This window comes from Pseudomonas sp. SDO55104_S430 (assembly GCF_054070595.1).
This window is the reverse complement of record NZ_JBSVXG010000179.1, coordinates 1-12151: the sequence shown is the minus strand read 5'-3', so window position 1 is coordinate 12151 and position 12151 is coordinate 1. Positions and strand designations below refer to the sequence as shown.

The 12151-nt window shown below is 58.1% G+C and carries 12 protein-coding genes; 6 read left to right on the top strand and 6 right to left on the bottom strand.

Annotation, left to right across the window (positions count from 1 at the left end):
• Window positions 1-95 precede the first annotated feature (95 nt).
• A complete protein-coding gene (purU, locus tag ACW9JE_RS23480) occupies window positions 96-953 on the top strand; it encodes a formyltetrahydrofolate deformylase (RefSeq protein WP_150705249.1) in 858 nt (285 codons plus the stop codon).
• Window positions 954-1160: 207 nt separating this feature from the next.
• Entirely contained in the window at window positions 1161-2360 is a 1200-nt protein-coding gene (gene fdhA / locus ACW9JE_RS23475) for a formaldehyde dehydrogenase, glutathione-independent (protein WP_457434104.1), read from the top strand.
• 48 nt (window positions 2361-2408) lie between these two features.
• Here the strand turns inward: fdhA and ACW9JE_RS23470 are convergent, their stop codons facing one another.
• The 3 genes from ACW9JE_RS23470 to ACW9JE_RS23460 form a co-directional block, all read right to left on the bottom strand.
• Window positions 2409-3434: an RHS repeat-associated core domain-containing protein gene (locus tag ACW9JE_RS23470; RefSeq protein WP_457434103.1), complete on the bottom strand. Its 1026-nt coding sequence runs from the start codon at window positions 3432-3434 to the stop codon at window positions 2409-2411.
• Between the two features lie 220 nt (window positions 3435-3654).
• On the bottom strand, window positions 3655-4494 hold the full coding sequence (locus tag ACW9JE_RS23465) for an RHS repeat-associated core domain-containing protein (RefSeq protein ID WP_457434102.1): 840 nt from the start codon (window positions 4492-4494) through the stop codon (window positions 3655-3657).
• A gap of 38 nt (window positions 4495-4532) precedes the next feature.
• Window positions 4533-5501 (bottom strand): RHS repeat-associated core domain-containing protein, encoded by a 969-nt coding sequence (locus ACW9JE_RS23460; RefSeq protein ID WP_457434101.1) that lies wholly within the window; start codon window positions 5499-5501, stop codon window positions 4533-4535.
• Window positions 5502-5804: 303 nt separating this feature from the next.
• Here ACW9JE_RS23460 and ACW9JE_RS23455 point away from each other — a divergent pair, with 303 nt between their 5' ends.
• Entirely contained in the window at window positions 5805-6359 is a 555-nt protein-coding gene (locus tag ACW9JE_RS23455; RefSeq protein ID WP_457434100.1) for a DUF2780 domain-containing protein, read from the top strand.
• Window position 6360: 1 nt separating this feature from the next.
• On the opposite strand, the gene ACW9JE_RS23450 is transcribed toward ACW9JE_RS23455, so the two are convergent.
• Entirely contained in the window at window positions 6361-7248 is an 888-nt protein-coding gene (locus ACW9JE_RS23450; protein ID WP_457434099.1) for an acyltransferase, read from the bottom strand.
• Window positions 7249-7545: 297 nt separating this feature from the next.
• Between ACW9JE_RS23450 and rloA2 the strand changes: the two genes are divergently transcribed.
• On the top strand, window positions 7546-8049 hold the full coding sequence (gene rloA2 / locus ACW9JE_RS23445; protein ID WP_224538052.1) for a retropepsin-like aspartic peptidase RloA2: 504 nt from the start codon (window positions 7546-7548) through the stop codon (window positions 8047-8049).
• A 41-nt stretch (window positions 8050-8090) separates the two neighbouring features.
• Here rloA2 and ACW9JE_RS23440 read toward each other — a convergent pair whose 3' ends face one another.
• Window positions 8091-8891 carry an RHS repeat-associated core domain-containing protein gene (locus tag ACW9JE_RS23440; protein WP_318011768.1) on the bottom strand — a complete coding sequence of 267 codons (801 nt, stop codon included), beginning with the start codon at window positions 8889-8891 and terminating at the stop codon, window positions 8091-8093.
• Window positions 8892-8940: 49 nt separating this feature from the next.
• Window positions 8941-9801 carry an RHS repeat-associated core domain-containing protein gene (locus ACW9JE_RS23435; RefSeq protein WP_457434098.1) on the bottom strand — a complete coding sequence of 287 codons (861 nt, stop codon included), beginning with the start codon at window positions 9799-9801 and terminating at the stop codon, window positions 8941-8943.
• Window positions 9802-9935: 134 nt separating this feature from the next.
• Here ACW9JE_RS23435 and creB point away from each other — a divergent pair, with 134 nt between their 5' ends.
• Window positions 9936-10616, top strand: coding sequence for a two-component system response regulator CreB (gene creB, locus ACW9JE_RS23430; RefSeq protein WP_224538049.1), 681 nt, complete (start codon window positions 9936-9938; stop codon window positions 10614-10616).
• Window positions 10616-12034, top strand: coding sequence for a two-component system sensor histidine kinase CreC (gene creC, locus ACW9JE_RS23425; protein WP_457434097.1), 1419 nt, complete (start codon window positions 10616-10618; stop codon window positions 12032-12034). Before creB ends, creC begins: the two co-directional genes overlap by 1 nt.
• Window positions 12035-12151: the final 117 nt, after the last annotated feature.

Genomic DNA, 12151 nt, shown 5'->3' with positions numbered 1-12151 from the left:
AGTTGGCATCAAGGTGACTGACACGCCGCATTCGCGAGCAAGCCCGCTCCCACAGGGGGCTGCATCTCCTACCAATGTTTCAGGAGTCACCCGCTATGAGCCGCGCCCCAGACACATGGATCCTGACCGCCGACTGCCCCAGCGTACTCGGCACCGTGGACGCGGTGACCCGCTTTCTGTTCGAGCAGGGCTGCTACGTCACCGAACACCACTCCTTCGACGATCGGCTCTCGGGCCGTTTCTTCATTCGTGTGGAATTTCGCCAGCCTGACGGCTTCGACGAGCAGTCCTTCCGCGCCGGCCTGCAGGAGCGTGGCGAGTCGTTCGGCATGATCTTCGAGCTGACCCCGCCGCACTACCGGCCGAAAGTGGTGATCATGGTCTCCAAGGCCGATCACTGCCTCAACGACTTGCTCTATCGCCAGCGCATCGGCCAGTTGTCGATGGACGTGGCCGCCGTGGTCTCCAACCACCCCGACCTCAAGCCGCTGGCCGACTGGCACCAGATTCCCTACTACCATTTCCCCCTGGACCCGAACGACAAACCGTCCCAGGAGCGCCAGGTGCTGCAGGTGATCGAAGACGCCGGCGCGGAACTGGTGATCCTTGCCCGCTACATGCAGGTCCTGTCGCCGGAGCTGTGCCGCAAACTCGACGGCAAGGCGATCAACATCCACCACTCCCTGCTGCCGGGTTTCAAGGGCGCCAAGCCCTACCACCAGGCCTACAACAAGGGCGTGAAACTGGTCGGCGCCACGGCGCATTACATCAACAACGACCTCGACGAAGGGCCGATCATCGCCCAGGGCGTCGAGGTGGTGGATCACAGCCATTACCCCGAAGACCTGATCGCCAAGGGGCGGGATATCGAAGGCCTGACGTTGGCGCGGGCGGTGGGGTATCACATCGAAAGAAGAGTTTTTCTCAACGCAAACAGGACCGTCGTTCTTTAGATCGCTTTCGCGAGCAAGCCCGCTCCCACACAGGTCTTGTGTCGATCACAAAACCTGTGTTCACCACCGATCCAATGTGGGAGCGGGCTTGCTCGCGAAGAGGCCATCACAGACAACGCAACAATCAGCATCTGTACCCGAGCAATGAACGCGCCGCCGACCCCCGGCGACGCGCCCGTTACATAAAAACAACAGCGAGGTGAAAGCATGTCTGGCAATCGTGGAGTGGTGTATCTCGGCGCTGGCAAGGTCGAAGTACAGAAAATCGACTATCCGAAAATGCAGGACCCGCGCGGCAGGAAGATTGAGCACGGCGTCATCCTGCGCGTGGTTTCCACCAACATCTGTGGTTCCGACCAGCACATGGTGCGCGGCCGTACCACCGCTCAAACCGGTCTGGTCCTGGGCCACGAAATTACCGGTGAAGTGATCGAGAAGGGCAACGACGTCGAAAGCCTGAAAATCGGCGACCTGGTGTCCGTACCGTTCAACGTGGCTTGCGGGCGCTGCCGTTCCTGCAAGGAGCAGCACACCGGTGTCTGCCTGACCGTCAACCCGGCCCGTGCCGGTGGCGCTTACGGCTACGTCGACATGGGCGACTGGACCGGCGGCCAGGCCGAATACGTGCTGGTGCCGTACGCCGACTTCAACCTGCTGAAACTGCCGGACCGCGACAAGGCCATGGAAAAAATCCGTGACCTGACCTGCCTCTCCGACATCCTGCCAACCGGCTACCACGGTGCCGTGACTGCCGGCGTCGGCCCAGGCAGCACCGTCTACATCGCAGGCGCTGGTCCTGTCGGCCTGGCCGCTGCCGCTTCGGCGCGCCTGCTGGGTGCCGCGGTCGTGATCATCGGCGACGTCAACACCATCCGCCTGGCCCACGCCAAGGCTCAGGGTTTTGAAGTCGTCGACCTGTCCAAGGACGCGCCGCTGCACGAGCAGATCGCCGACCTGCTGGGCGAACCTGAAGTGGATTGCGCCGTTGACTGCGTAGGCTTCGAAGCCCGCGGCCACGGTCACGACGGCGTGAAACACGAAGCCCCGGCCACCGTGCTCAACTCTCTGATGGGCGTTGTGCGCGTCGCCGGCAAAATCGGCATCCCCGGCCTCTACGTCACCGAAGACCCGGGCGCCGTCGACGCCGCCGCAAAAATGGGCAGCCTGAGCATTCGCTTCGGTCTGGGCTGGGCCAAATCCCACAGCTTCCACACCGGCCAGACTCCAGTGATGAAGTACAACCGCCAGCTGATGCAGGCGATCATGTGGGACCGCATCAACATCGCTGAAGTGGTGGGCGTGCAGGTGATCAGCCTGGATCAGGCGCCTGAAGGTTATGGCGAGTTCGATGCGGGCGTGCCGAAGAAGTTTGTGATTGATCCGCATAAGTTGTTTAGTGCGGCGTAACGGGGTGTAGATAGGGAAGAAGGGCGACTTTAGGTCGCCCTTTTTAATTCATTTTCGGATTGCGGGGTTCAAGGTCGAAAAATTGGTGATTGGGACAATTGTCGTATCCCCAATGTTTGAAACTTGGAAAAGAGGGATGCGCGGCGCTGTCGGATTCAGCTCGTAATAGTGCAAAGCGTAGGCTTCCCAACTTGTAGGTAGTTTCATGAGGTAGCTAGTTGATGTTATCGAAACGCCGCTTCCGTTAGAGCTGAATTCTGGCAACGTTTCCACTCGCATGCCCTGGAGGTTGGGAGGAAAGACTGCGGAGTTAACGTCAAAGCGTTGTGGGTTATAAAGGACTACGGCGTTATTGCTGTTGGCCGAGTCGCTTGCCGCAACAGGTTGTTTAACTGGGTTTGGTCTTGCCGCTTCTACAGAGCCGCGAGCCTTTCGCGTTGAACCCTTAACTATTTCTGGGGCGCTTGGCGTTTGGGTTCTGGCGCGTCGAAATGGATTGTATTTGTCCAAAAAATATCCAATGGACTTAAACGCTCCAAACGACCAGTGGCCATTCGGATCACTCCGATTCACCGGATCCCCCTGGCAATACGCATAAGCATTAAAACCACCCCTGTGAAAAGGGCTCAAACTGTCCGGACAGATAAACCGCATCAACACCGGGTCAAACGCCCGATAGCCATTCCCCAGCAAATACCAACCCGTCACCGAATCCGCCCGCTCGCCGTTGAAACCCAGCAGACTGAGCAAGCCATTTTGGGCGGAGTGATGCCCGTAAGGCGTGTACCCCAACGGCGTCGACTGGCTCGCACCGAACACCTTCAACACCGAACGCTGGTGATCCGTGACCAGCAAACAGGTTTCCACGGCGCCGCTCTGGCGCTGTTGCTGCGCCAGCAGTTGATCGTCGTGCTGCATGATCGAGCTGTGCACCACGCCCTGGCTCACCGTCACCAGGCGCTCCTTCAGGTAGAAGCGCTCGGAGCGCGTGGGCACCGAAGGGGCGCTGGCGGTCAGCCGGTTGAGGGCGTCGTAGTTGTAGCGGCAGAGCAGCGTTTGGCTGGCGCGGGGCATGGGGTGGGCTCCCTGAAATCGGTGTCTATTCGGGGATTACTCTGGCGCAAATGGGCGGGACTGCCTACCTGACAGAAATGATAGTGGCACTTGGGATACAGGACCCTGTAGGAGCGAGCTTGCTCGCGATGGAGGATCAGACACCGCAGGGTGTCAGGCAGCCAGCGTTATCGTTGACGTCCATCGCGAGCTAGCTCGCTCCTACAGCACAGTCATGACTTCAACCGGCACGTCTTATGGCTTTGCCTGTTACTCGGTTGGCGTGATCCCATGGCGCGCTTGCGAACATTCCACCAATATTCATCAGGCTCCCAGCGAGTCCACTGCCCCTTCGAGTCTCAAGATAGTGCTCCATCCAACTCATCGCGGCTGCGCCGTGAGCGCCTGAATTACTCATGCTGCCTTCACTCACCTTCTGGGCAAGAAGCCCATATTTACGCGCCCGATCCAGTGAAAGGGTGTTGCTGTCATTACTGGCAAGATTCTCATTAACAGCCTGCAGCTTTTCGATGAAGGGTTGTCGGTGGTCGAGTTGACTCACAACATCGCTGATGTGTTGCCTTGGAGCCGAAAGAGGCGCCTTCGCAGAGTCTGCGTTCAGCCGCATGGATTCATCTATCGTCTTGATAAAGTCACCGAAAAGACCTGAGGCGGGGACCCCGCGACTAATTTCGATTCTGCTCATTAGAGCGGAAAGCACGAAGTGACCAGACGGATCCCGCCTGCTCACCGGATTTCCTGCGCAATAAGCATAGGTATTCAATCCGCCCCTCCCGAACGGGCTCCAACTGTCCGGTCTGATAAACCGCATCAATACCGGGTTGAATGCCCGATAGCCATTGCCAAGCAGATACCACCCCGTTATCGATTCCACCTGTTCGCCATTAAACGCAAGCAGGCTGATCAAACCGCTTCCTGCCGGGTTATGACCATAGGGTGTGTAGCGCAATCGCTCTGGCTGGTTCGCGGCGAGTATCGCCAACACTGAGCGCTGCTGGTCTGTTGCGAGCAAACGGCTCACCACTAGACGGTAGTGATGTTCGTTATGAGTCGAGGGCATCGTCGAATTACCTGTAGTAGCGGTTCGATCGGGGCGCTCTACGTTTGGCGAATAGTCGTAATTGAATCGGTGGAATTTTGGATTTTGTGAATAGCGTCCAGATATCTCCATATTCTTTTATCAATGACGTTGATTGCCTCTCCAATAATTATTTTCTCCGCAGGACTCTGTGAGTGCGCAAGATTGATGATTAATCGGTCGAGTGCCTTTTGATCGCTTTCGATTACCATTTTTATGGCGTTGATATCGAACTGATTGAGTCTAACAGGAGGGTGCTGCAGTGATGAGCTTGCAGCTTGAGAGGCGCCTTGAACTCCAGAGGTTGAGTCAGCTTGCAGGTGTGTTGCCGCTAGTAAATCGGGGTTTGTCGCTTCAGTTTTTGTATATGTTCCTGCCAGCGGATCTTTCGTCGAGTGCATTCTTCCCCTGCTTTTTAAACTGTCAGCTGACCTCCAGAACATGAGTTTTTTGAGTGACGAGAAAAAGGATGCATGTCCAGTCGGATCGTTTCTGTTTACCGGATCTCCCACGCAATATGCATATGCATTCAATCCACCCTCACCAAACGGGCTCCAACTGTCCGGGCTGATAAAACACATCAATACGGGGTTGAATGGGCGGTAACCGTTGCCCAGTAGATACCAGCCTGTCACGGGATCCGGTGGCTCGCCTTTGAACCCAAGCAGGCTGTGAACGCCGTTTTGCGCAGGTCGATGGCCGTAAGGTGTGTAGCGCAGCGGTGTGAGCTGACCCTTCAATACGGAACGATGCGGATCCGTAGCGAGCAGTCGGGTTTGCACCGTACCGCTCTGACCCTCTTGCTGCGCCAGCAGTTGATCGTCGTGCTGCATGATCGAGTTGTGCACCACGCCCTGGCTCACTGTCACCAGGCGTTCCTTCAGGTAAAAGCGCTCGGAACGTGTCGGCACCGAAGGGGCGCTGGCGGTCAGCCGGTTGAGGGCGTCGTAGTGGTAGCGGCAGAGCAGCGTTTGGCTGGCGCGGGGCATGGGGTGGGCTCCCTGAAATCGGTGTCGACTCTGGGATTACTCTGGCGCAAATGGCTGGGACTGCCTACCTGACAGAAATGATAGTGGCACTTGCAACACCGGACCCTGTAGGAGCGAGCTTGCTCGCGATGGAGGACCAGGCACCGCGGGGTCTCAGGTTGCCAGCGTTATCGTTGACGACCATCGCGAGCGTGCTCGCTCCTACAGGTGATCGGGTGTGGGGGAACAATGTTCGGGCTTGCCAGTCCAACGCACAGTTTTGCGCCGCCCACTTCCGGGCGGTTTTTTATTGGGGGTGTCTGGATGAAGGTTTCACGCGGTTTTGTACTGGCATCGCTCATGACGCTGGCCGCCAGCCCGGTGTTCGCGCAGTTCAATCTGAGCGATGCGGCCAGTGTCCTGTCGGGGATGAAGGGTGAGAACACCGCGACAGAGGCGGCGCCGACTGCGGAGACGGCAGACCTGCTCGGCGCGCTCAGCCAGTTGAACGTGACACCCGAGCAAGCTGTCGGCGGCGCGGGGGCGATGCTGGGGTTGGCGAAGAATCAGCTGAGTTCGACCGACTATTCGGAACTGGCCAAGAGCGTGCCGGGGATCGACGTTCTGTCCGGTGGCGGTCAACTCGGTGCGTTGGCCGGTCTGCTCGGCTCGAATGGCAAGGCGGCGGGTCTTGATAACGCCCTGGGCAACGTCAAGGACACCAACGACCTGAACAACGCCTTCAGCACCCTGGGCATGGACAGCGGGATGGTCGGCGCCTTTGCCCCGGTGATCCTGCAATACCTTGGGCAACAGGGCGTAGGCGGCACGTTGCTGCAAAGTCTGGGCGGGATCTGGGGCGTCGGCTCCGGAACCTGATTCAGTGGCGCTCGGCGCGCAAGACGTCGATGCGCTGGTCCTTCTCGGTCCAGAACTGGTTGACCCAGTTCTGGACCGTTTCACGAAACGCCGGGTCGTTTTCGTAATCGCCCTGCCACAGCGCAGGGTCCAGTTCGCGGGTCTTGATGTCGATGATGACCCTCGGCACGTTGCCGCTGATCAAATCCCAGAACCCCGGAATCTTCGGCTGTGGATACACCACCGTCACATCGAGAATGGCATCCAGCTGTTCGCCCATCGCCGCCAGCACAAACGCCACGCCGCCGGCCTTTGGCTTGAGCAGGTGGGTGAAGGGTGACTGCTGCTGCACGCTTTTCGCCGGGGTGTAGCGGGTGCCTTCCAGATAATTCACCACCGTCACCGGCTGGCGTTTGAACAGCTCGCAGGCGGCCTTGGTGATCTCCAGATCCTTGCCCGCCAGCTCCGGGTGTTTAGCCAGGAAAGCCTTGGTGTAGCGCTTCATGAACGGGTAATCCAGCGCCCACCACGCCAGCCCCAGGAACGGTACCCAGATCAGTTCTTTCTTGAGGAAGAATTTGAAGAACGGCGTGCGCCGGTTGAGGGTCTGGATCAGAGCCGGGATATCGACCCAGGACTGATGGTTGCTGATCACCAGATACGACGTGTCGCGCCGCAGGTCATCGCCGCCGCGAATGTCCCACTGGGTGGGGATGCACACGCGGAAGATCAGCTTGTCGATTTCCGACCAGGTCTCGGCGATCCACATCACCGCCCACGAGGCGTAATCGCGAAAGCGCCCGGGCAGGACCAGTTTGAGCAGGGCAAACACCATCAACGGCCCGATCAGGACCAGGGTGTTGAGCAACAGCAGCAAGGCGACGAAACAGCCGGTGAGCAGGCGGCGCATAAGTGACTCTTGAAGGCTTTTGGGTGAGCCATGATAGGCAGCTTCGGGCGGGAGGCCAAATTGCGGGTGACGAAAGTTTCACCTTCAAACCTCTAACATCCCTGCACCGATCGTTCCCACGCTCCTGCGTGGGAATGCCTCAAGGGACGCTCCGCGTTCCAGCCGCGCTGGCGGTTTCCGGGCGGGCACCGGAGGGACGCAGAGCGTCCCGGGCTGCATTCCCACGCAGAGCGTGGGAACGATCATCGCTGCAACGGTCTAAAATCCCGCTGCCCCTCTTTCAAGGACAACGATCAAGTGAAATCCCTTCTCGCCCTACTGTCCCTCATCGCCCTGCCGGTCATGGCCGCCGAGCCCACGCTCTACGGGCGCTACGAATACATCGCCCTGCCGGAAATCGGCGGCGAGGTGCTCAAGGCCAAGATGGACACCGGCGCCCTGACCGCGTCGTTGTCGGCCAAGGACATCGAAACCTTCAAGCGCGACGGCGAGGACTGGGTGCGTTTCCGCCTGGCCACCAAGGACGCGAGCGACAAGGTCTACGAACACAAGATCGCGCGGATCAGCAAGATCAAGACCCGCTCCGAAGAGGACGACGAGGAAGAAGTGGTCGCGCCGACCAAACGGCCGGTGGTCGATCTGGAACTGTGCCTGGGCGACGTCAAACGCACGGTCGAAGTCAACCTGACCGATCGCAGTAACTTCAACTACCCGCTATTGATTGGCGCCAAGGCGCTGCGCGAGTTTGGCGCGGCGGTGAATCCGGCTCGGCGGTTTACGGCGGATAAGCCCGATTGCTAGGCGTACACAGGGTCAGATTTTCCTGCTGCCGTTAAACGACCTCAATCTCTTATGTTCTTAACGTCGATTGCGTCATCTACCTGTTCGTGGATGACATGTATCACTGAGTAAAACTGGAACGTGACCCGGGAAGTCTGTTTTGGCGACTCAGGAGTAATGAGGCTATTGTGGTGTGCTCGAGCGGCGGTGGAGTAAGCCTTCTTGGTTTTTACGACTTTTCCACCGATCAAAACGTATGAGGACTGCTTGTAAAGGGCAGTCTCAGGATAGTTTCGAAGGTTGAAAGAGCGGCTTTGACGATTGGTTTCCAGGCGAATCTGTAGCCTGGTTATTTCCTCAGGTCTTGCGTCGTCTGGAATGGTCTCAATGACGTTTGTTTGTGTATTAGGTTGAGCAGGATCCGGGTCCGGAATTAGAGATACCCTCGGCGTCGCGGTGACTGCTTGCGGTTTCGAGCGTGTCATCAAACCCCGTGATCGTAAAAAAGCTTTCAGCCATATCGGGGTATGCCCGCTTGGGTCTGATTTATTCCTTGGATCGCCATTGCAGTACGCATATGCATTCAACCCACCCTTACTGAACGGGCTCAAATCGTCCGGCTTGTTAGACCTCATCAACACCGTATCGAACTGTCGATACCCTTTTCCCAGGTGATAACGCCCGGTTAGCAGATCAGCCAATTCACCGTTAAACCCAAGCAATCTCAGCAATCTATTCTCGAACGAGCGATGCCCATAAGCCGTGTAAGCGATAGGATGATTGCGGACCCCATCAAGGGCACGCAACACCGAGCGCTGCTGATCGGACGCCAACAGAATGGTTTTGCTACGTTGCGCAGACATGACCACTCTCCATGCAAGAGCCCAGCCTCTTCAACGCTCGTTGTTGCGCTTAGGGAAGTATTCGCAGGCTGGCGGCATATGCGCGCCCTGTAGGCACATCAAAATGGCTTCGAACGTACCTTAAATATTGCGCTCTATGATTGAATGACATTATCTCGCGATACAAGTTGTGTACCGCGAGATTTTTTGTCTTAGAAAGGTTGTTCACTATTTTGTATGTGGATCTTGGTTCGTCAGCCATGTTGACGATTTGCGATCTTTCCGGTCTGAATGTAACTTCAGACAGTAGCATTTTTGTTCTATGTACTAATTCTTTTTTTTCTTCTTTTATGATGTTTGTATATTCTTCGATTTTTTTTACAGGCATTCTTTCCATCGATATCGGGTTCTGATCAAGCTCAAATCCGTAGGTGGCCCCCTCGAATGAAATGCCACGCTTCATATTGGCCATTTCTTTTGCAGTCTCGATTGTTATCGTGGAATTGTCTGGTGCGCCATATAAAGATCTTAAAAGACTCCAAAACCTGGAAACATGGCCCGTTGGATCGAAGCGATTCACTGGATCTCCCAGGCAATAACCATACGAGTTCAATCCTCCTTCGCCAAACGGGCTCGACACGTCAGATTTGGTGAATCTCATCAACACCGAGTTGAATTCTCGATAGCCTTTCCCCAAGTGATAGTGCCCGGTCATCAGGTCTGGCAACTCACCGCTAAACGCGAGCAGACTCAGCAATCCATTTTCGACAGTACGGCGGCCGTAAGGTGTGTAGGCGAAGGATCGAGACTGGCTGGCTCGGACGATACTCAGCACCGAGCGCTGCTGGTCGGTTGCCAAAAGGGCAGTTTTGCGTGCATACCCTTGCATTGGTGTTTTCCCGTTCTGGACTTGGAAAAGAGGGTTCAGCATCACCCCATTTACCGCCTTTGCCCACTATCAGAACTGCTAGCTACTCCAGTTCGCACTACTGATTTACCCTTGCCGATTGACGTTCAATCCCCCTTGGTTCACCGTTCGCCCACTCCCCCACGGGCTCGGACGCCATGCCTCATATCCTGATTGTCGAAGACGAAGCGGCGATTGCCGACACCCTGGTGTTTGCCCTGCAAAGCGAAGGCTTCACCACCACCTGGCTGAGCCTGGGCGGCGCCACGCTCGAGCATCAGCGCCAGACGCCGGCCGACCTGATCATTCTCGACATCGGCCTGCCCGACATCAGCGGCTTTGAGACCTGCAAACAGCTGCGGCGCTTCAGCGAGGTGCCGGTGATTTTTCTCAGTGCCCGGGACGGGGAGATCGATCGGGTGGTGGGGCTGGAGATCGGTGCCGACGATTACGTGGTCAAGCCGTTCAGCCCGCGGGAGGTGGCGGCGCGGGTTCGGGCGATTCTCAAGCGCGTGGCGCCGCGCACGACGCTGGAGGCGCAGCCGGCGCTGTTTCACATCGACAGCGAACGTGTGCAGATTAGCTATCGCGGTCAGCTGCTGGTCCTCACCCGTCACGAATTCCGTCTGTTGCAATGCCTGCTCGAGCAGCCCGAGCGGGTTTTCAGCCGCGAGCAGTTGCTCGATGCGCTGGGTGTGGCCGCCGATGCCGGTTACGAGCGCAGCATCGACAGCCACATCAAGAGCCTGCGCGCCAAGTTGCGCGGGGTGAAGGCCGATGCCGAGCCGATCCAGACCCACCGCGGTCTGGGCTACAGCTACAACCCGGGGCACAGCTGATGCCGCTGGGGATGCGGATTTTCCTGGTCTATGTGCTGTTCATCGGCCTGACCGGGTACTTCGTGCTCAACACCGTGATGGAAGAAATCCGCCCCGGCGTGCGCCAGTCCACCGAAGAAACGCTGGTCGACACCGCTAACCTGATGGCTGAAATCCTGCGCGACGACTTCAAGGCCGGCACCCTCAACCAGAACCGTTGGCCGCAACTGCTCAAGGCCTATGGCGAGCGGCAACCGGCGGCGAACATCTGGGGTTTGGCGAAGAATCAGGTCAACCACCGTATCTACGTCACCGACGCCAAGGGCATCGTCGTGCTCGACTCCAGCGGCGTGGCGGTGGGCCAGGATTACTCGCGCTGGAACGATGTCTACCTGACCCTGCGCGGCCAGTACGGTGCGCGTTCCAGCCGCAGCGATCCGCAGGATGCCAACTCTTCGGTGATGCACGTCGGCGCGCCGATTCGCGATAACGGGCAGATCATCGGTGTCGTCACCGTGGCCAAGCCCAACGCGTCGTTGCAGCCCTATGTGGATCGTACCGAGCGCCGGCTGCTGGCCTATGGCGCCGGGTTGATCGGTCTGGGTCTGCTGTTCGGCGCATTGCTGTCGTGGTGGCTGAGCCGGGCGCTACGGCGGTTGACCGTTTACGCCCAGGCGGTGAGCGAAGGTCGGCGGATCGAAGTGCCGCACTATCGCGGTGGCGAGCTGGAGCAACTGGCGACGGCAGTGGAGCAGATGCGCACGCAGCTGGAGGGCAAGGCCTACGTCGAGCGCTACGTACACACCTTGACCCATGAATTGAAGAGCCCGCTGGCGGCGATTCGCGGTGCGGCGGAGTTGCTGCAGGGCGAGATGCCCTTGGCGCAGCGGCAGCGGTTTGTCGGCAACATCGACAACGAAAGTGCGCGGATGCAGCAGTTGATCGAGCGGTTGCTGAACCTGGCGCAGGTCGAGCAACGTCAGGGTCTGGAAGAGCGGGTGAGTGTGCCGCTGGCGACTCTGGTCGATGAGTTGTTGAGCGCTCAGGCCGGGCGGATCGAGGGTAAACAGCTGCAAGTGGAGCAAGCGATTCCTGCGCATCTGATGTTGGTGGGCGAGCCGTTTCTGTTGCGTCAGGCGCTGGGCAATCTGCTGGAAAATGCCTTGGATTTCACACCTGTTCAGGGGCTGTTGAGGTTCAGTGCCGAGCGGGTGGCGGGGTGGGTTGAACTGCGGTTGTTCAACCAGACCGAGGCGATTCCCGAGTATGCGTTGGCGCGGTTGAGTGAGCGGTTTTATTCGCTGCCGCGTCCCGACAGTGGGCGCAAGAGCACGGGGTTGGGGCTCAACTTTGTGGAGGAGGTTGCCAAGTTGCATGGTGGGACATTGCAGATTGGCAATGTTGAGGGCGGGGTGGAAGTGACACTGCGCTTGCCGTAGGACCGAGGCGCGACCTTCGCGAGCAAGCCCGCTCCCACAGGGTTTCGTGTTGTTCGCAAATCGGGAGTGTCAGAAATTTTGTGTTCGGGCATAACATGAGTAAGAGGTGCATGTATG